Consider the following 19,174-nt stretch of genomic DNA (forward strand, 5'->3'; position numbering starts at 1 on the left):
CTTGGGTGGTTCTCGTAGTCCTTGAAGACGAATTGTTCGTTTCCAGTGCTTCACTGCCGGCCGTCGGCGCGGTGTTCTGGTGGAATCCGACGCAGGTGAGGACGATATAGAGCGGGCCGGCGTCGGGGCAGCCCCGAAAACCAGGTGCCCCAGCCGCCGCCCCTCCCTACGCTCCCCGCCATGGACAGCACCTGGACCGAGCGCCTCGTCAACGTCGTGGACGTCGAGGCGACCTGCTGGGCCGGTTCCCAGCCGCCTGGCGCGGTCAGCGAGATCATCGAGATCGGACTGACCGTCATCGACCTGGCTGCCGGTGAGCGCCTCGCCCGGCACCGGATCCTGGTGAGGCCCGTCCGGTCCACGGTTAGCGAGTTCTGCACGGAGCTGACCGGCCTCACCCCACACGAAGTCGACCAGGGGGTCAGCTTCGCCGAGGCATGCCAGCTGCTGGCGGCTGAGCACCGCGCAGGCACCCGGCCGTGGGTCAGTTGGGGCGACTACGACCGACACCAGTTCACCCGGCAGTGCCAGGCCACACGGACGCCCTACCCCTTCGGCCGCCACCACACCAACGCCAAGGCGGTCTTCACCGAGGCGTATGGTCTGCGCAAACGCCCCGGCATGGCACAGGCCCTGGAGATCGCCGGGCGGCCGCTTGAAGGCCGTCACCACCGGGGCGAGGACGATGCCTGGAACATCGCGGCCCTCGTGCTCCACCTGTCCGAACGGGGCGTCTGGCCAGCCACGGTCGAACACCCCGTCTGACGCACCCACCCGGACCAGCAGAACCACCCGATCGAAGTGGGGCCGAATCACCTTGCTACAGGGGCGCGAATACCCTGCCCGCACACCCCCTCCAGCCTGCCTATGGAGCCAAAAGAACTCCGTGCAGTGGAGCCCAAAGAAGTGCTTACAGACACATGGGCCTTCCCCGCGCAGGTGGGGGTGAGCCGCTACTGCCCTTGACGTGCGTGGTCACCGCTGCGTGATCATGGTCCACGACTCGCACCCTGTCGACGCCATCCGCCATTCCCTCCGGCTTCCTCGCTGACTCCTCTCAACCTGCGCTTCCCGCCACCGGGGGTCTGCTGTTACGCCCCTGGGAACCAGCCGACGCACCAGCATTCCTCTCCGCTTACCAGGATCACGAGATCCGCCGCTGGCACACGCGCCGGCCCGCCACCGAGCCTCAGGTCCGGGAATGGTTCGACGCATACCGCCAGGACTGGGAACGCGAGACGACGGCCACTGGGCGATCACCCGCGACGACGGCCAGATGCTCGGCCGGATCGCACTGCGCGGCCTGGACTTCGACGACGGCATCGCCGGCGCCGCGTACTGGATGCTCCCGGCCGGCCGCGGCGCCGGTGCCGCCTCTCGCACCCTCACGGCGCTCACCGCCTGGGCCCTGGACGAGATCGGCTTCCACCGCCTGCAGCTGGACCACTCGACGCGCAACCATGCCTCCTGCAGGGTCGCCACCAAGTCCGGCTACCTCCTGGAAGGCACCAAGCGCAGCGCCGCCGTCCACGACGACGGCCGACACGACATGCACCTGCACGCCCAAGGCGATTGAGCCTGCCCGATCAATTACGCGCGGAGCCGGATTTCGGTCAAGCGCGCCAGGTAGATGTTGGTGGTGCCTCAGTGCTGGATCAGGCCGCCGACTGAAACGGGAGCGACGTGGCCGGTTGCCGGAACGGTCTGCGCCAGGGCGAGGCCGATGTCGACCAGCGATGACCGGCGCAGGACAGCGACGTCGGGGATCGCAGTCCAGACCGACTCGGCGATGTCGCCGTTCGGCTCAGGCCGGAGTTGGCCGCCGGTGATACGGACCCGGTAGAAGATGCCGACATTCTGGTGCTCGACGCCCGCACGCGCGGCGGCCGCGGGGATCACCCTCGAGTCCACGCCCAGCAGGCGTTCGACCACCGCGTCGCAGCCGGTCTCCTCAGCGACGTTGACTGCGTGCCTGTCCGGGCATTCCGGGCGGGTGTCAGTGGGTTCTGCGATCGTGTGCGTCGTGGATGAACTCGTGGAACGTGTTGACGCTCAGGACCGTGTGCTGGGGGTAGTCAGTCGGCGGGACGCCGTTCGGGAGGGCTGGCTGCACCGGGTTGGCGTGGTGGTGTGCCGCGATAGGCAAGGCCGTTTTCTCGTCCATCGGCGTGCCGAGCACCTGTCCCGTTTCCCAGGGCACTACGAACTCGGGGTCGGGGGTGCTGCGGGAGTCGGCGAGTCCTATGAGCAGGCAGCTGCCCGCGAGCTCAGCGAGGAGCTGGGAGTGCGGGCAACAGCGTGCCTTCGGTTCAAGTTCCTCAACCGGGGCGGGCTCAGCCCTCACTGGCTTGCGGTCTGTGACGCCGTGCTTCCGGAGATCGTCGCCCCCGATCCGGAAGAGGTGGCCTGGCACGGGTGGCTGACTGAGTCCGAGCTGCGACGGGCTCTGCAGCAGTGGACCTTCACTCCTGATAGCCAGGCGGTTTTCGATCGATATCTCGCTTGTCGTGCTGCCCCGGATTCTGCGCAGGAACGGTGCTCATGAGTCGGGTCAGTGGGACGAAGGCGCCGGTCGTTCCGAGGTCCCTGGGAGTGGGGCCGGCGGGGGTGGGGTGTCCGCGAGACGTTCGGCAAGGGCGGTGACGGCTTCGCGGTCTCCTTCGAGGGCTTCGGGTTCGTCGTCGGTGAGGTTGAGCTGTTCGAGCATTTCGTCGATGCCGTCCTTGACGGCTAGGAGCTGGCCGCGGCTTGAGGTCTTGGGGACGTAGAACGGGCAGCGGGCGCAGGCCAGCCGGTGGGGGCACTTGGCGAAGAAGTCGTAAGAGCAGTAGCCCTCACCCAGGTCGTAGCAGTTCCACGGCTGCTCGCCGCTGGCGGCAGCGCCCGTGAGGATGGATTTACGGTCGATGAGGACCTGGATGGTGCGCACGTTCCGGGCGAAGTAGTCGGCCTTCTTGTAAGCCGCTGACAGCGTCCGCTGGAGGATCTTGGCGTAGTAGCGGGTGCTGGATGGGTGCTTGTGTCCGAGCCATTGCTGCAGGTCAGCCAGAGACAGGGGGTCCTTGGCGTTCAGCAGTTGGGTGGCGATCGTGGCGCGAGCCCGATGGCTCGTAAGTGCGCCGCGGGAGTCGGACTCGGGGATGCCGGCCTTCGCGCAGAGAATCGCGATGAGCTTGTCATTGAGGTAGGCGGAGCCGATGAGCTGGGCGCGGTAGCAGAACAGGTGCTGGCGTCGCTGTCCGGTATTGCGATCGGTGATGTCCGGCTGGGCAGGGCGAACGTCCTTCCAGGCATCGATGAGCTCACCGACGATGGGGTCGACCGGCTTGGAGAATGCCGCCGTCGTCTTGTTCGCCGGAATGTGCAGCAGACAGACGCGGTAGGTCTCGCCCTTGTCGGGGTCGGTGGCCTGGTCCCAGCGGACGCATTCGAGTTCGAGTCGGCGGATCTCGTCCATCCGTAGCCCGCCGAACAACCACACCCCGACCAGGGCACGGATCATTTCGATCGGGTAGTGGTTCGCGTGCCATCCGGCAGCCTTCGCCCGCGGTGTACATCGCTCCGTGCCCGCGCAGGTGCTCGGCCGTGAGCGTCAGCTCGACCAGCGACGTCACCGGCCCGTCCGAGCACAGCACCGCGTCGGTGAGCTCGAAGAGCGCATCCGCCCGGGTGTAGAGGCAGTCGTAGAACTCGATACGAAAGTGGGACAGGACGCCCAACGCGGCGTCAGCGGACTGTTCAGCGGCGAGACTCTTCACCAGCGGCCGTTCCCTCACGCGACGTTGCTCGACACCTCGAAGCGTGAAGAACGGCCGCCCTGCTGTCCCGGGAACGAACCAAGATCAGCGGGTCAGGTGAACGGTCAAGGTTAAACGCCAAGATGAGAAACGGGCACTGAACCGAACGGCATCCACTTCACCGCGATTGACGGTGGGTCCTCCCCGCGCAGGCGGGGGGGGGAGCCTGGAGCACCAGGGGCGCGGGGAACTGCGCGACAGGCCACAGCGGACCGTTCAGACGGGGACGCCCCCCGGAAGCGTGACCGCGTTCTAAGATCCTCCGCATGCCTTGGATACGTCGCCGAGTGCGTGACGCCGAACCGCCGCCCGAACGTCTGCCGGACCTGGAGTTCCTCGCTCTGGTGAAGGCCAGCCTGGAGAGGTACGCGCCGGGTGTGACGGAAGGGACCGAGCTGAAAGGTAACTCCTTGAGCAGCCCGCACGGGTGGGCGATCGGCGTGATGCCGCCCGTGCACGGCGGTCCCCACCACTACGACCTGGTCGCGCTGCCGGACACGAGCCTCCAGCCCGACGTGCCGTGCTTCATGGACTGCGTTGTGGCGATCGCCGGGGACGCCCCCAAGGCGGCCGACACATGGGTGCAAACCGCCGGTGCGTGCATGTTGGAACTCCTGGACCGGCGCCAGTACTTCGCCGACCATGCCGGTCCCGATGACGAACGCGGCGTTCCCGGGTGGCACTGCATCGTCTCCGGGGCCGTCGGCCTCGGCGTCGACGTCGAGGAGAGCCGTCGCCTGCAAAATTCCCTGGTCGACGCGAACGTGCTCCACCACATCGCGGACACGTTCACGGCAGACCTGGAATCGCCGTTCTTCAACGGCATCAAGGTCTTCTACGGTGGGCAACCCGGCAAGATGCAGGCGGAGATCCGCGTCAACGGGGAACGTCACGAAGCGGCCTCCGCGGCCTTGGCGGCCATGGACCTGCCCGAACCCAACGCGTTCACGATGGTCCGCGCCTACGCCCTGCTGCTCCCCATGTCGGAAGACGGGACCGAGCCGCCGTATCCGCCAGCCCGTCTCGACCTCACCCACACCCACACCCACGCCTGCGGCTCCGGGAACCAGCCGGCGTGAGCGCGATGCTTAAGGTGACGCGTCGGCGGGAACGTCGCGGTAGTCACTCCAGGCGAAGGTGTCGCGTCCTTTGCCCCGATGCTTACGGCGGCGGCGCGGCCGGTAGATCAACCGGGACACCTCGCCCGGCCGGTAGCAGCACATGTCGGCGATCGACCAGCGGCGCCAGGAGCGGCCCCGCACCCGCACCACCGGCGTGTGCCCACGCCGACCCCAGGTGCGAGCGCGCGACGCAGTCATCGAGAACCCGGCCTCGTCCTCAAAGAGGATGAACGCCCCCAGCGCCGCCGCAGTCATTCCACCTGCTGCCACACATCCTTCTTCCACAAGCCCATCGCGCCCTCGTCGCGTCCCAGCGCCCAGCGGGCGGGACACTGCCAGGACCAGCCATGCCGGTGCATCAGCCGCCACACCGCCGCCGGCAAGCAGTCCAGCCGGAACCGTCGGGCGATCAACGCTCTGATCCCGGCCGGCGTCCAGCCCTGATCCTCCCAGCCACACACGGCCGGCCCCAGCGCCAACTCCTTCTCCAACGCGGCGAACTGGCCATCGGACAGCCTGGCCAGCCTCGGCGGCCCCACCGAGGCGATGGCAGCCATACCGCCCTCCCGCCACGCACGACGCCAGCGTTCCACCGACCTCCCACTCACCCGCAGATCCTTCGCGATCACCGCGAATCTCGTGCAGGCACGTACGGCACGTTTCCTGAGTTCGCAGTCTGACGATTCGCCACCGATCGCTCCGCGCCGTCGTTCTCGATGCCGAAAGAGGGGCCCACTCGTTCCGAGGTGCGTAGAACAGCGCAAAGCGCCCATGCCGCACCCCAGTTGGTTGTACATTTCAGGAGAAAGAGGGGGGCGCGGGCATGCCGCTTGTCTTCGTGCACGGGGTGGCCACGCGCCGTTCCCCGTCCTACGACCGCGTAGTGCAGCAACGCACCGCGATGTGGAGGTCGTTCCTTGGCCCGGCACTGGGGGTACCGGCTTCGGCGTTCAAAGTGGTCAACCCCTACTGGGGCGAGGTAGCCGCCGCGTTTGCCTGGCAACACGCGTCCTTACCTGTCGCCGATGCGGAAAAACTCGGTGGCGCTGACGCCGAGGGCCCCCTGGCGGAGCTCCTCGACGCAGGCTTGAGCGCGGAGACCACTCCGCTGGAGGGAACGCCTCCTCTCATCGGAGTGGCCCGGCAGTCTCTGGCCGACGCGATCGATCTGCTGTGGGCAGCGGCCGCGGAACGCGCAACCGCGCACGAAGTAGACGAACTCGGGGAACTCGCGTCGGCCGCGATGGACTACGCCGAAGGGAACCCGCACCCCGTCTGGCTGCACGAGGTATCCGACGACCGGGACTTCCTGGCCCAGTTGCTGTCGCTGATCTCGGTCAGGGAGGACGGGGACCAGGAGACGTTCGGCTCATCAACCCGCCGGCGAGCGGTCGGCAGACTTCGTGAGGCAATCGGCAGGATCGCCTCGGCTGCGCCCCGCGCAGCGAGCACCGGCCTGCTCGCTGCGACCAGGGCTCGCACACACCGCTCTGTGTCCCTCTTTCTGGGCGACATCCTGTGCTACCTGCGGCAACGGGAGAACCACGGCGCCCACGCACCGATCGCGCGCATCGTCGCGGACGCGATCGAGGACGCGCACCGCTCACGCAGTGACGTTGATCCGCGGGTGGTTGTCGTCGCTCACAGCATGGGCGGGAACGTCGTGTACGACCTGCTCTCCCACCTCAGGACCGACCTGCGCGTCGACATACTGGCGACCGTCGGCTCCCAGGTGGGAGTCTTCGCCGAACTTGGGCTGTTCCCGGCAGTCACAGCCCCTGCGGACCATGTCGCGTACCGGGTGCCGGAGCTGCCGAACCTGGCGCGGTGGATCAACGTCTACGACCCAAACGACGTCCTGGCATTCGTGGTCGGCGAGATTTTCGCTGGAGCCGAGGACTACCGCTACTCCACGGGCCGCGGTCTGCTGCACTCCCACTCCTCCTACTTCGTCAGGCCGAGTTTCCACCGCACGCTGGCCCACCGGCTGGGCACATTGCATGAGGGCTAGGAAGTGAATCCTCTGTTCTTCAACTCCTCGCATCCCGGCCCCGCCGTTCACGCACTCGTCATAGGCGTCGGCGGCTACCCTTATTTGCCAGGCGGCCCGAACGCTGATCCACGCGCTGACCTCACCTTTCCGGACATGAGACAGCTCACCTCGCCACCCAGATCTGCCCTGGCGTTCGCCCGGCACCTCACTGAAGGCGGAGTAGGCGGCTGGAGGGTGCCTCCAGCGAGCGTGGATCTGCTGATCTCCTGCAAGCAGGGGGACAGTCTGCCCGACCTGTGCGGCCCCATGCCTCGGGCGGCGACCATCGACAACATCCGGGATGCCTTTGAAGCGTGGTCGGCCCGATGTTCGGCACACCCGGACAACATCGCCGTCCTCTACTTCTGCGGTCACGGCGTCCAAGGGGACCACCAGCTGCTGCTCGCCAGTGATTTCAACCGGTACGGTGACACGCCGTTCGCCCAGGCCTTCGACTTCGAGAGAACGAGACTGGCGCTGCAGCAACGCGCACCCCGGACCCAGTGCTTCATCATCGATGCGTGCCGGATGGACTACTACGGTGTGGCACCCGCAGAGGCCCTGCCCCTGGCTCGGCCGGAACCGCTCAGCCCCGGCATCTGCCAGACCGAACTCACGCTGCGCATGCCCGCCTACGACGAGGCGCTCGGCCGACGGGAGAACGTCTCCTACCTCACCCAGGCGCTCCTGCGAGCCCTTGACGGACAGGCCGCGACGATGGACGAGGAGGGGGCCTGGGTGGTCCGCCTGGCGGGGATCCGCCAGGCGATCGACCTGCTCCTCATGGAGGAACTGGGCGTTTCCTCACTCGCCCGCGGAGTCGAGGCCGACACGCTCGGCGACACCGTCCTGCTCCGTCTGAACGGCGCGCCTCTGGCCCGGCTGACCGTCAGTTGCCACCCCGCGGAAGCCGCGTCGCGCACGACCCTGACGTGCACGCCGTACTACCCGCCGGACCTGCCCGGCGTCGATTGCGGGAAGGCCCGGCAGACCCGGGAGGAGAACGGCAGCCCTGCGGCGCGCGAGTGGCGGATGCAACTACGCGCCGGCGTGTACACCCTCAGTGCGAAATCCGCGACGACCGAGATCTCCCGCCCTCACCACGTGTGCCCACCGCACTCGAGGGCGCGTTTCGAGGTGGCACCGTGACGGCCATGGGGTTCGCGGTCGACCTGGCCGTCCAGGACGAATGGGCTGCGGGCACTCCGCTCCCCGTGGACGTGGTCGATCTGCGGCAGCGAGTCGTGGCCCGGCAGCTCCTCTCCGTCGGGACGCCGGTGGCCTTCGAACTGCCCCCCGGGGAGTACGCGGTGCGTGCCTTGCTGCCCTCCGGGCACGCTGTTGGTGGAGAGTTCCTTCCCGTCGACGCAAGCCGGTGCACTCTCAGGCTCGGCGATCTGGCACCACAGCCGTGGCTCGAGGCATCCGCCCTGCTCGTTCCGCAGCGGGTGACGACGTTCGGCAGCCTGGATGCACCCGAGTACGCAAGGGCCTGGCTGAGGCTGTGGTGCCTGCGCGATGGCCAGTGGACCATCGCGGACTGGCCGGACACGCAGGTCGAGCGAGCGGCAGAAGGAACCCGGCTGGTCCTGAACGACCTCCCGGCCGACCCGTGTGTACTTCAGCTTGGCAATCCACCGGCGGACTGCCAGATGGTACGGCTCCCACCGGGGCCGAGGACGGCTGTGGTGGTGCAGGCGACACCTGCCCGGCAGCCGCGCCTCGTCCTGTCCGTCCTGAGTCCCGATCCGGCCGCCCATGCCCTGCTCGGCTACCTGGCCATCGGCGCCGTTCACCAGGCGGACGTGATCGCCGAGACACTGACTGCACCGTCCGTGTCCTGGCTGGGAAGTGTCGCACTGGGCTACCACCTGATCCGTAAGCGGGCCGCGCCCGAGACGTGGCCCGAATGCGTACTCGACCGCAGCACAGGAACCGCCGACGGCGCGGTGATCGCCAGCTGGCACCTGCTGGAGCGCATGCGCTCCGGGGCCACGGACGGCTCGGTCGGCGCGGTGCGGACGGCGTTCTCTGAAGCGGGGGCCCTGGGACTGCCCGTGTGCACCGAGGGACTCCGCCTACTGGTCGAGGGCTTCCGTCTCATCGAGGAGGCCGCAACCCAAGGGCCGGTGCGAGAACGGTTCGCCGCGGCAACTCGGTGTCTGGCCGCAGCGGACACCGCGGCTCCTCTGCTCACGTTCACCGGGACGCGGCCCGACGCACCCGGGATGCGCCATGAGCCGACGACATCGGTCGGCGCCACCTCGCTCACCTCGCTCCGCCCAGCAGTAACGAGCCACAGACGCGACTGGGAGTCCCCGCAAGAGGCGCCCGGCGATTTCCTCTTCCCCCATGACATGTTGGAAGAGGCGGTGGACCTGCTCGGCGATGTCCGCGACTGGGCGGCCTCACCGGCACGGTGGGACGACGTGAGTGACACGCTGGACAGTCTGACGGCCGCGCTGCAGGAGGGGGAACTGGAGCGTTTCCAGGACAGTCTGGGCAGGCTGGAGGTGTACGCACCACGGCACGGGCCACGCCGCATAGGCAGACAGACGGAGTTGGCTCCGGAACCCGTACGCGAGCGAGTCGACACTCTCATCCACCTGCTGTCCCAGCGCACCCCCGATGCCCGACCCACCGGCGCACCGACCGGACAGACTCCCGAACCGCGCACCCGTGCTCCTCAGCAGGAGCCCGACGACGGCACAGACCTTGTCACGGCCCACGATGAGGCCGCGTACCTCCTCGGCGAGGCGAGGCGACGACACGACATTTCGCTGTTGCAGGAGTGCACGGACCGCATGCGTCAGCTGCTCGATGAATGCACGGAAACGGACCCGATGCGGCCTCTCGTGCTGAGCAACCTGGGTCTTGCCTTGCGCACCCGCCATGAATGGACGGGCGATACTGAAGCCCTTCGCGAGTCCGCAGAGCGGCTCAATCAGGCCGTGGGGCTCACCCCTCCACAGGATCCGCAGAAGGCGTCGCGATTGGGGAACCTGTGCGCGACACTGCACAACCTGTACCGCGAGACCGGTGATCCAGAGCACCTGGATCTGGCCTTGGCCGCCGGCAGGGTCGCAGTCGCCGTGACATCGCGCGACGACGACGGTCTACCGATCCGCATCGGCAACCTCCTGGCAGTACTGCTGGCCGCCGTCCCTGTGGCCGAGGACCCGGACGCGATCCTGCGGGAGATGGCCGACACCGGCCGACGTGCCTGGGACCTCACCCGTAGCACGCCAGGGCGAAGGGGCCACTGGACAAGCAACTACGTCCTGGCCCTGCGTGAGCTCTACGTCAGAACTGGAGATGCCTCGGTGGCCGACGAAGCCATCAGTATCGCTCGAGCCCTCGTGGAGGAAGCGGAGTCGCTGGCCACACCGTCACATGAATACGGGGTGGCGCTCACGAACCTGGCCCTCGTCCTCTACAACAGATACCGAAGGACGGCAGACCCGTCGGATCTGGCGGAGGCAGTGGCCGCGGGACGTCGCGCCTGCCGGTTCGAGGAGACGCCGCCACGGGAACAGGCGATCCGGCTGACAAACCTCAGCCTTATGCTCCGCGCCGTGCACCAGGTGACAGGAGACGACGTCCATCTCACCGAGGCCGTGGACCGCGGTCGGGCGGCCGTCAGGCTCCTGAACGAAGGACACCCCGACCGGGTGGCCGCCGAATTCAACCTTGGGGCCGCGCTGGCCGACCTGTACGGGCAGACCGGCGACCGCGGTGTGTTGAGAGAAGCGGCACACCATCAGGAACTCGCCTTGCGTACAGCTCCGGAGGGCAGCTGGCGGGACATCTGCCAGGCCGGGCTCGGGGCCACTTTGATGCTTCTGTACGGGGACACCGGTGACGTTGCGTACCTCAGCCGCGCCATCGGTGTGAAGCGCTCGGCGTGGGACAGCACGCCGCCCAGTCATCCGGACGCCCCGGGCCGGGCTTCCAATCTGGCGCTCGCTCTGATGGCCGACGTCGCACGAACCGGCGACATCGGCATTGCGGACGAAGCGGTCGAGCTGGCCAGGACGGCAGTGCAGACAACTCCGTCCGGCCACCCCGACCTGGCCGTTCACCTGTCCAACCTTGCTCTGGTCCTCCAAGAACACTTCCAGATCACTGGCGAGGTGGGAACCGCTGAGGACGCCCTGGACGCCGGCCGCCGAGCCGTCGCCGCCGCCTCGCCGGCCGACCCCCGTCGTTCTGGCTCTCTGGCCAATCTTGCGGGCGCCTTGTGGGCGAAGCACGTACGCACCGGCGAGATGGAACCACTGGACGAGGCCATTCGCACAGGGCGTGAGGTGGTGCGGGTGACTCCCGCACACCATCCCGACCGCGCCATGTACCTCTCCAACCTGGCAGCCCTCCTGGACCGGAGATTCGGCGACACGCAGGAGACGGGGCCGATCGCGGAAGCCGTGCGACTGGCGCGCGGAGCGCTGGCCTCCACACCCGAGGGGCACCCCGACCGGCTGGGCAGGCTGTCCAACCTGTCCCTGGTGCTGCGCAGTGCGTGGGCCCAACAGCAGCAACGCCCCGAACTCCTGGAGGAGGCGCTGGGCCTCGCCCGAACGGCGGTCGAACAGACACCGGCGGAACACGGGGACCGAGGGGGCCGGCTGGTCAACCTTGCTAACACGCTGGTGGAAATGTACGACCTGCACCGGGAGCCGGACACGCTCACGTCGGCGCTAGCCGCCTACCGCGCGGCAGCCGCTCACCGGGCCTCTCCCCTGACCGTGCGTACGGCCGCAGCGGCCGACGGCGGCCGACTGGCGGCACGTCACCAACAGTGGCAGCACGCCGTCGAGGACTTGTCCACGGCCATCGGCCTGCTACAGCGACTGGCTGGGCAGGACAACGCCAGGACCGACCAAGAACACTATCTGGGACGATTCCGGGACTTGGCCACCGACGCCGCCGCATGCGCCATGGCTGCCAATGCCCCTCTGTCCGCTGTCGCGCTGCTCGAACGTGGCCGCGGGGTTCTGCTCGGGAGGGACCTCCAGTCGCGTATCGAGGTGGACAGGCTGCGGATGGCCAGTCCCGTACATGCGCAGACGCTGGAAGACCTCCGGCGCGAGGAGACCTCCTCCCCGATGGATCCCGTGGGCACGGGCAGTCCCCTGTCCATGCCTCAGAGTCTCAGCCTTGCCTCGGCGACCGCCACGGCAGCACGGCGCCGGGCCCAGGACCGCCGATGGGAGGAACTGGTCGGTCAGGTAAGGCAGTTGCCCGGATTCCAGGACTTCATGGGCACCCCCAGGCAGAACGATCTCCTCGCGGTGGCATCTGAGGGCCCCGTGGCAGTCATCAACATCAGCGAATTCCGCTCCGATGCCCTGCTCCTCACCTCGGAGGGAGTGCGCTCCGTCAGGCTCCCCGACGCCCTCCCTGCGGAGGTTTCGCGCCGCGCACGGAAGTTTCTCTCGTTCGAGACCGGCACGGACGAGGACGCCGAAGAGGACGTCACCGACCGCGAGGCCGAGATCACCCGGATCCTGCACTGGTTGTGGGACGCCGTCACAGAACCAGTGCTCCATGCTCTCGGGCTCACGGGCAGCACCCCGTCCGAGGAGGAACTGCCGCGCCTGTGGTGGATGCCCACCGGGGAGCTGTCGTTCCTTCCCCTGCACGCCGCGGGCGTGTACCGGACCTCGGACGACGACGAGAAGTCCGTACTCGACCATGCAGTCTCCTCGTACACGCCCACCCTGTCCGCCCTCCGGTACCTGCGCGTACGCGTCGGTCAGAGGACAACCGAAGGTCTCCGTTCCGGTCGCGACCCGCTGCTCGCCGTACTGGTGCCCGACAGCCCCGAAGCCGATCCCCTGCCGGCGGTGGCCCGTGATGCCGCCCGGCTGGTCGCGGAGCGCATCGAAACCCCGGTCTCTCGCGCCGCCGTCCTGAGTGAACTCCCCGCGCACCCTCGCGTGTACTTCGCCTGCCACGCGTTCACCGACGTGGAGCATCCATCGGCGGGGTACCTGCTGCTCGAGGGCGGCGAGCGGCTGACCGTCGGCGAGGTGTCGCAGCTTCGACTGGACGGGGCTCAGGCAGCTGTGTTGAGCGTATGCCACAGCAGCAGCACGGCTCCCGAGCTGGCCGATGAGGCGATCCACATCACTGCGGCCTTCCACCTGGCAGGCTACGCACAGGTGGTCGGCACCCTCTGGAGTGTTCCCGACAATGCGGCCGCGCGTGTCGCGCGCCTTTTGTATCCCGCGATGACCGCTCCTGCGGACGAGGATCCGTCCCTGGCTCGCGAGCTCCACACCATCGTCCGCCAGGTGCGCCGCAGATGGTCCGCATACCCGTCGTTGTGGGCCCCGTTCGTCCACACAGGCGTATAAGCAGGCCCCGCGTTGCGCGGGCCTGAGTGGGCGTTTGAAGTAGGTGGATTGCCCTATGCGTTTTAGCTGCCGACCGTAGAGGAGCTGATGCCGACCTGCCCATGGCGGGGTGTGCGCCAGCAAGATTGAGAGCCGCCCACCAAAAGCGCCATATTGATTACGCGAATCTAGCGGCGAAAACGGCGGGCGGCGGAAGGCACCCCCCTCAGGGGGTTTCGCCCCAGGGCGGCAACCCCGGCCGAACGTCCCGCCGACCACCTTCACCAACTCGACTCGCCCGCTGGCGCGTGAGCCCCGGAGGGACAAAGAGGAGCAAACCCTCAGCATAGGGCCGCAGCCGGAACCGGAGAGTGCAATGACCAAGGCCCTGAACCCGCAGCGCCACCTCGTCGGGGACCGCGCCGTGGTAAACCGCGACTGGATCCGCGAGTTCACCCGCGCCAGCGTCGGTTCCGCGGCCCGCTGGTACAAGGTGCGGGACGAGCAGCAGTTCCGCGATTTCTCCCCGTGGTTCCAGGAGGAGAAGGCGAGCAAGGTCCTCAAGGCCGACCCCGAGCTGTACGAGCTCAACCCCGCGGACATCGTCTCCATCAACAAGGCCGCCGAGCAGCTGAACTTCAGCGGGGCCTCGGTGATCCGCAAGTACCAGCAGGCGAACCCCGGCTACTTCCCGGACTCCGTCGGCGAGGTCGAGGGTCCCACCGGCCGCATGATCCAGGCCTTCCGCGTTGGCGAACTGCAGGACTTCGACCGAGGGCGCACCGGGAAATGCTCGGCAAGGCCGGCCGCCGTCCGGGACCGCAGCCCGAGGCGCCCGGCGGCCGCCCCTCGGCCCTCGAGGAGGTCCTCGCGGCCGAGCTGAGCGTCCGTGCCGGCGGTGATCCGCTCACCGCCACGCAGCTCACCGAGCAATTCGCCGCCGAGGCGATCGAGCGCGACGGCTACCGACCGGGGCTGGCCGCAGATCTCAGCGTGCAGTACGGGGGGCCGCAGAGGTCCTGGGAGTACGTCGTACGCAACGTCCTCAAGCACGTCCCCGCGGCCGCGCCGCCCCGCTCGGAATCCGACCGGCGGGCGGTCATCGCCCTCGCCGCCCTGCGTGAGCGCGGCGACATCCGGGGACTCGCCGCCTCCCTCGCCCGCGAGCACGGAGGCAGCCCCGACGTCTGGTCGCGCGCGGTGAACGCGGCACGCAGGCTCGCCGGCCCCACCACCTGATCGCCCCACGCCAAAGGACGAGCCCCGATGCCCAGCTACCAGGTCCGCGACACCACCACCCGCCGGCTCCTTGTCCGTGACCTGGCCGACTTCGAAGCGGCCGAAGCCGCTCTCGACCGCATCTCCGACCAGCTCGAACAGGACCTGCGGCGCAACGGCGAAGGAGCTGGACGCATCCGACTGCGCCTGGACATCGAAAAGGTCACCGACGGCGTCACAGTTCGGGCCTACCCGCCAAGCCCGGAGGGGACGATCTGAAGGATGTCTTCGAGCAAGACTTCCAGCCGGACGGTCACGGTGCCCTTTCGCTGTAGCTTGCCCTGGCGTGCGTGTGGCCTGAGCAGGTGCGGTGGGAAGGTGGCGTCGCAGGCGAAGCCTGTCTGTGTCTGCACGAGATGAGGCGTCGCCGCGGACACGGTGACCGCGGTTGCGGCGTAGGGCTCTCCTTCGATCACATACCGGGTCAACAGCACAAAGAATTGCGGGGGGTTGGGCGCTTGAAGTGCCTCCATCATCCTCTTGACCTGAAGAAATCGGGTGGCGAGGTGATCGGGGACCGCGTACGGGTCGACGGGAGTGTTCATGCGAGGTGCCCGGTCAGGGTGAAGGCCTGATGATGTTGCGCAGACTGGGGCAGGCGCGCGCTGTAGGGGACGATCCCGAAGCGTCGGCGGCGTACCTTGGCTTCGGCCAGCGTGGTGCCCGCGACGGTGGAGTTCTTGGGCGCTCGTACGACGAGGTGGAAGCGGTACAGGCCGCGAAGTTCCACCGAACTCGTTCGGTATAGGCCCCAGCTCGGGGTCGACTCGAGTTCGTACATGGCCTCCAGGAGGACTTCCTGCTTGGTGGCTGCGCTCGTGCGTTCCGCGTTCACGGCCACACCCGCTCCAGCGATCTTCAAGGTCGGCGTGAGGCTGACAGTGCGCGAGATCTCGACGGCGTCGACCAGCCGGTCGGGCAGCATGGACCACGCGATCGGTAGGCCCCTGTCGCCTTCGCTGGTGAGGTCGAGTTCGATCAGGGCTTCCGTGAAGGGTTCTTCCTCACCAGGGCGCAGCGTGCACGTCAGGTGCAGCATGTAGAAGTCTGAGTCGGCGCCTTCGCCCCGCAAGAACCGCTGGAGTTCCGCGTCGTCGGTCGAGTCCGCGGTGATACGGCGATACACGGGACCGCCGATCGAGATCCGATGGCGCAGCACCTCGCGTGCCTCGGGCCTGGCCGCGTTGCTCCTGAAGTCCTCTTGCTTGGGCGTCAGGACAAGGTCCTGCATCGGGGGTTCCGGCATCTCGAGGGTGATCACGGCTGCTCCTCGTGGCTGAGGTGGCGCTCGGCCCAGTCTCCGGCGAAATAGAAGGCGCCCCAGTCCCGATACTGCGGGTAGCGTGAGCGCGTCTGGCGTTGTGCCCGTACGAAAGCGTCCAGCAGCGGGATGCCGCCGAGGTAGAAGCGGTAGAAGGCAACAAAGAAGTCGCGGGAGACGGTGTCGCGGACCTTCCAGAGGGTTCCGATCAGTGTCTGGACGCCGGCGAGGAAAAAACTGGCGGGCAGACCGCGGAGGTTGTCACCGCGGTCAAAGCGGCCGAGGGCCGTCTCGCATGCGCTGAGCGTGACCAATCGTAATCCGCTCAGGTCGAGACCGAGCAGTTCGTGGGCTTGTAGGTGGCCGTCGGTGTGGGCCGTCGGGTGCAGATACAGGGTGTGGAAGGCGGGTGCGTCCACGTTGTGGCGGCCGTGCGTGGCCAAGTGGACGGCCCGTGATTGCCGAAGAGCGGCCAGAGCGGCTTGCTCCGTGGCGCGAGCGTCGACCACGGCGTCGCAGCCGAAGAGGGCCGCTATCTCTCGTGCTTCAGGCACCGCCTCCGGCAGGGGGGCAAGGCCGGGCCTTCGATCCGCGGCAAAGCTCAGGCCCAGCGCCGAGCCCCTACGCGCAGGTGCTTGGTTGCCACGGGCGGTGCCGAGTAGGTGCAGCTGTGGCAGGTAGGTGACGGCGAAGTCTTCCGCCAGGGGATGCCCCGCAGGTCCCAGGAGATGGAAGGGGAAGTAGTGGAAGGGGCCGTGCGGCACGATGCACACATGGTCGTGTCCTGTGGCCTTGTACTCCTCCAGGCGTGCGCTGAGGTGCCCCAGCAGACCGGGAAGGTAGTACTGGAGGGTGTGTTCGGCGTCCCGGGACACCGTGCGACGGCCCAGGGGCGGGTCCTGTATCTCCCGCCTCACCTGCTCGACGATCAAGGCGAAGGGATTGACCAGCAGACCGCTCGTGTTGACCATGCTGACGGGGAAGCCGTGCGGGATGACCGAGACGTCCACGTCGTCGCGGGTCATGTACAGCACGTGGACAGCGATCTGGCCATCCACCGTCCGGCCCAGGTAAAGGCTCACCAACACGGTGCGACCGCCCAGACGTGCCTGGACGGCCTGCAGTCCCAAGAACGCCGACGATGCCGCACCCGTCCCCAGCAGCAGGTGGCGCGTCAGATGTTCGTCGTAGGCGCGCTCCAGGTTGAGCAGCTGTTCCTTACGTGTGCCGCCCGGCTCACTGGGCCGCGGACGGGCGTAGGCCGCCAGCGCCAATTCCTCGTCAAGCAGCACATCCGGGTCACCCTCAGTCAGGCCCGGCGCGAGGTGCAGGCCCGAGCGAAGCTCGTCGATCTTCGCAAGCAGGCGAGCGCCGTAGCCGTCCTCGGCTGGGTCATACCGGCCCTCGGACGCCAGGACCGGCGCCAAGCGGGCGCCCTTGGCGATCTGCCAGAGCAGGTGCAGCGCCTCCGGACTCGTCCCCCGACTCCCCATGGAGACAACCGCCTCCATGACGAGGTCCTGGATCACCTCCGTCGCACCGTCCCCGAGCCGCGTCTCGATGCGGGCGGCATTGGGCGCCAAGGCCATCAGGAACTCAACATCAACCGGCTCATCGGCCCGTCGGGCGATGTCCCCGACCCGGAGCAGGGTGTCATACGCGCGACCGTCGAACCCCAGGTCCAACCATCCAGACAACGCGCGGGCATACCAGCCGGCGCATTCCGGCCACTGCCTGGCTCGAAAGGCGTTGACGCCCATGTTCAACTCAAGCGTCGTGCCCAACCAGGCCAGGAGCTCCGCGTGCTCCGCGGCCACGATAGGACTCGTTTCGGGAATCTGGTCAAGGAGTTGCAGCCCGAACGCTTCCTCATCGGTGTTCCTGCTCTGGGAGGCGAGCCGTAGCAGGGCCACGGCCCGGCGTGCACCGTTCCAGCCCTCGCGGTCAGCAAGCCTGGTCATCTCCCCTACGCTCGCCTCCAGCGGGTTTCCCAGGGGCAATTGCGGCGTCAGCGCCTCGGTAAGGGCGGTCAGCTCGTACTCCAGTGCAACGATGCGTATTTCTTCGCTCGCTTCAGCAAACAGACTCCGACTGCGCTTGAGCGCCTCCAGAGCCACACGAGGCGCCGACGGTCCCACCACGCGAGCGGCAGCAAGGATGAGGTAGCTGGCTCCTTCTCGCCCAAACTCCTTGATCATCGCCTCAAGGGGACGCTCCAACACCGGTGCGGCGTCGCCCGCTTCCACCGCCTCACCGAAGTACAGCAAGGAGTTGAGCAACGACATGCGCAGCCCAGGGCTGCCTTCCTCGCCGAGCTCGGCCAGGGCGTCGTTGCACAGCCCGACGATCTCGGCCACGTCCACCTCATCACCAAGATCCCGCCGCCAGATCAGCACATCGCTGAGCGCCTTTTGCGTGGCAGCGCGTGAGCAGGCAGGCGTGAGGTCAAGTGCTCGCGTCAGATAGGCCTGTGCAATGTGCAGGGCTTGGCGTGGTTCGGGCATCTCGGTGTCGGCCAGCTCGGCAAACGGGTCCGCCTGCAAATGCGCTCGACGCCGCCACGGCTCCAGCCGCTCCTCGGCCCTGCCGAGCACGGCGTTGGTGAAATACGGATGCAGAAACAGGGTGCCGAGCCCGAAGAGCAACGCCGAGCGAACGCCCACCTCGCCGTGGGGCCCCACGCCCGCCAGCGCCTCCTCACCGAGGGTTTGCGCCTCGGTCAACAGCCCACCATCCGGCGCGTCATGCAGGACACCCTTCGCTCCCTCGATGAAGGCGACGGCAATCCATCCACGCAACTCGGCCGAGACCACGACCGGATCACACGCCAGGGCCGCTGCCCGTAACAGGCGCATCATCGCTAACGCCTGCTTCCCCGCCCCCCGTTGCGCCTCATCCACCGCCCAATCCGACAACGACTTCAGGTAGCGGGCTGACAGCGCGGCAGTAAAGGGCGGAACGCTGACCAGACGTTCGCCTTCTTGCGCCGAGATCTGTTCGGAGTCGACCTGCTGCCACACAGTCTCCAGGGGCCCGACACCAATCGGGTAGCCCTCCGGCTGCGCCTCATAGCGCTCCCGGATCACTCGGACGCCGTCAAGAGCCTTCACCATCACCCGACGCTGAGACCGTGGCCACCGCGCAACCTCAACGGCAAGTCCCTCGACCACAGAAGGTTCAAGAAGCCGCGGGTGCCGCCATACATACAGCTCTTGATCACTGGCCGGCACACGCGAAAGCTCAACAAGCATGTCAACCTCGAACGACACCCCACCGTCGACCATAAGCTCATATACTACGGATAATCACCGGACTTAGCATGACAATGGGACGTCGTACGCCTCGCA

Annotated in this window: 13 protein-coding genes and 4 pseudogenes; 10 read left to right on the forward strand and 7 right to left on the reverse strand. The window is 67.7% G+C overall.

What is annotated here, in order from left to right; all coding sequences use genetic code 11:
* The first annotated feature begins 180 nt into the window (after positions 1–180).
* On the forward strand, positions 181–765 hold the full coding sequence (locus tag OG798_RS05530) for a 3'-5' exonuclease (RefSeq protein WP_097226961.1): 585 nt from the start codon (positions 181–183) through the stop codon (positions 763–765).
* Between the two features lie 263 nt (positions 766–1,028).
* Positions 1,029–1,576, forward strand: a pseudogene (locus OG798_RS05535) (GNAT family N-acetyltransferase).
* Positions 1,577–1,644: 68 nt separating this feature from the next.
* Here OG798_RS05535 and OG798_RS05540 read toward each other — a convergent pair.
* Positions 1,645–1,959: pseudogene (locus OG798_RS05540) on the reverse strand (NUDIX hydrolase); the annotation flags it as partial.
* 76 nt (positions 1,960–2,035) lie between these two features.
* Here OG798_RS05540 and OG798_RS05545 point away from each other — a divergent pair.
* The gene (locus OG798_RS05545) at positions 2,036–2,545 is read left to right on the forward strand and encodes an NUDIX domain-containing protein (protein ID WP_328759989.1); all 510 of its coding nucleotides are present in this window, start codon (positions 2,036–2,038) and stop codon (positions 2,543–2,545) included.
* A 6-nt stretch (positions 2,546–2,551) separates the two neighbouring features.
* Here OG798_RS05545 and OG798_RS05550 read toward each other — a convergent pair whose 3' ends face one another.
* Positions 2,552–3,502, reverse strand: a complete 951-nt coding sequence (locus OG798_RS05550; protein WP_328756449.1) for a tyrosine-type recombinase/integrase — start codon at positions 3,500–3,502, stop codon at positions 2,552–2,554.
* A gap of 43 nt (positions 3,503–3,545) precedes the next feature.
* Positions 3,546–3,719, reverse strand: a pseudogene (locus tag OG798_RS05555) (NF041680 family putative transposase); the annotation flags it as partial.
* 344 nt (positions 3,720–4,063) lie between these two features.
* Between OG798_RS05555 and OG798_RS05560 the strand changes: the two are divergent.
* Entirely contained in the window at positions 4,064–4,876 is an 813-nt protein-coding gene (locus OG798_RS05560; RefSeq protein WP_328756450.1) for a DUF6348 family protein, read from the forward strand.
* An 18-nt stretch (positions 4,877–4,894) separates the two neighbouring features.
* On the opposite strand, the pseudogene OG798_RS56450 reads toward OG798_RS05560, so the two are convergent.
* Positions 4,895–5,550, reverse strand: a pseudogene (locus OG798_RS56450) (winged helix-turn-helix domain-containing protein); the annotation flags it as partial.
* A gap of 191 nt (positions 5,551–5,741) precedes the next feature.
* Here OG798_RS56450 and OG798_RS05575 point away from each other — a divergent pair.
* The 6 genes from OG798_RS05575 (at position 5,742) to OG798_RS05600 (ending at position 14,785) form a co-directional block, all read left to right on the forward strand.
* Positions 5,742–6,929 (forward strand): hypothetical protein, encoded by a 1,188-nt coding sequence (locus tag OG798_RS05575; protein WP_097226956.1) that lies wholly within the window; start codon positions 5,742–5,744, stop codon positions 6,927–6,929.
* A 135-nt stretch (positions 6,930–7,064) separates the two neighbouring features.
* Positions 7,065–8,099, forward strand: a complete 1,035-nt coding sequence (locus OG798_RS05580) for a caspase family protein (protein WP_328756453.1) — start codon at positions 7,065–7,067, stop codon at positions 8,097–8,099.
* Positions 8,100–8,104: 5 nt separating this feature from the next.
* Positions 8,105–13,309: a CATRA system-associated protein gene (locus OG798_RS05585; protein WP_328759990.1), complete on the forward strand. Its 5,205-nt coding sequence runs from the start codon at positions 8,105–8,107 to the stop codon at positions 13,307–13,309.
* 355 nt (positions 13,310–13,664) lie between these two features.
* On the forward strand, positions 13,665–14,171 hold the full coding sequence (locus OG798_RS05590) for a hypothetical protein (RefSeq protein WP_328756454.1): 507 nt from the start codon (positions 13,665–13,667) through the stop codon (positions 14,169–14,171).
* Positions 14,078–14,527, forward strand: coding sequence for a hypothetical protein (locus tag OG798_RS05595; protein WP_328756455.1), 450 nt, complete (start codon positions 14,078–14,080; stop codon positions 14,525–14,527). Before OG798_RS05590 ends, OG798_RS05595 begins: the two co-directional genes overlap by 94 nt.
* 27 nt (positions 14,528–14,554) lie before the next feature.
* Positions 14,555–14,785 (forward strand): hypothetical protein, encoded by a 231-nt coding sequence (locus tag OG798_RS05600; protein WP_328756456.1) that lies wholly within the window; start codon positions 14,555–14,557, stop codon positions 14,783–14,785.
* Here the strand turns inward: OG798_RS05600 and OG798_RS05605 are convergent.
* From OG798_RS05605 to OG798_RS05615, 3 genes are read right to left on the reverse strand one after another with little or no spacing between them, the layout of a single operon-like run.
* Positions 14,755–15,111, reverse strand: a complete 357-nt coding sequence (locus OG798_RS05605; RefSeq protein ID WP_328756457.1) for a hypothetical protein — start codon at positions 15,109–15,111, stop codon at positions 14,755–14,757. The genes OG798_RS05600 and OG798_RS05605 overlap by 31 nt on opposite strands.
* The gene (locus tag OG798_RS05610) at positions 15,108–15,827 is read right to left on the reverse strand and encodes a hypothetical protein (protein ID WP_097226951.1); all 720 of its coding nucleotides are present in this window, start codon (positions 15,825–15,827) and stop codon (positions 15,108–15,110) included. The genes OG798_RS05605 and OG798_RS05610 overlap by 4 nt, the downstream gene beginning before the upstream one ends.
* On the reverse strand, positions 15,824–18,940 hold the full coding sequence (locus OG798_RS05615) for a CHAT domain-containing protein (protein WP_328756458.1): 3,117 nt from the start codon (positions 18,938–18,940) through the stop codon (positions 15,824–15,826). The genes OG798_RS05610 and OG798_RS05615 overlap by 4 nt, the downstream gene beginning before the upstream one ends.
* Positions 18,941–19,174: the final 234 nt, after the last annotated feature.

It is taken from the genome of Streptomyces sp. NBC_00271, assembly GCF_036178845.1.
Lineage (GTDB): Bacteria > Actinomycetota > Actinomycetes > Streptomycetales > Streptomycetaceae > Streptomyces.

Bases quoted from the DNA above. Each gene is read 5' to 3' on its own strand.
- OG798_RS05530 (WP_097226961.1), top strand. From the start codon at position 181: ATGGACAGCACCTGGACCGAGCGCCTCGTCAACGTCGTGGACGTCGAG.
- OG798_RS05550 (WP_328756449.1), bottom strand. From the start codon at position 3,502: ATGATCCGTGCCCTGGTCGGGGTGTGGTTGTTCGGCGGGCTACGGATG.
- OG798_RS05560 (WP_328756450.1), top strand. From the start codon at position 4,064: ATGCCTTGGATACGTCGCCGAGTGCGTGACGCCGAACCGCCGCCCGAA.
- OG798_RS05575 (WP_097226956.1), top strand. From the start codon at position 5,742: ATGCCGCTTGTCTTCGTGCACGGGGTGGCCACGCGCCGTTCCCCGTCC.
- OG798_RS05580 (WP_328756453.1), top strand. From the start codon at position 7,065: ATGAGACAGCTCACCTCGCCACCCAGATCTGCCCTGGCGTTCGCCCGG.
- OG798_RS05585 (WP_328759990.1), top strand. From the start codon at position 8,105: ATGGGGTTCGCGGTCGACCTGGCCGTCCAGGACGAATGGGCTGCGGGC.
- OG798_RS05590 (WP_328756454.1), top strand. From the start codon at position 13,665: ATGACCAAGGCCCTGAACCCGCAGCGCCACCTCGTCGGGGACCGCGCC.
- OG798_RS05595 (WP_328756455.1), top strand. From the start codon at position 14,078: ATGCTCGGCAAGGCCGGCCGCCGTCCGGGACCGCAGCCCGAGGCGCCC.
- OG798_RS05600 (WP_328756456.1), top strand. From the start codon at position 14,555: ATGCCCAGCTACCAGGTCCGCGACACCACCACCCGCCGGCTCCTTGTC.
- OG798_RS05605 (WP_328756457.1), bottom strand. From the start codon at position 15,111: ATGAACACTCCCGTCGACCCGTACGCGGTCCCCGATCACCTCGCCACC.
- OG798_RS05615 (WP_328756458.1), bottom strand. From the start codon at position 18,940: ATGGTGAAGGCTCTTGACGGCGTCCGAGTGATCCGGGAGCGCTATGAG.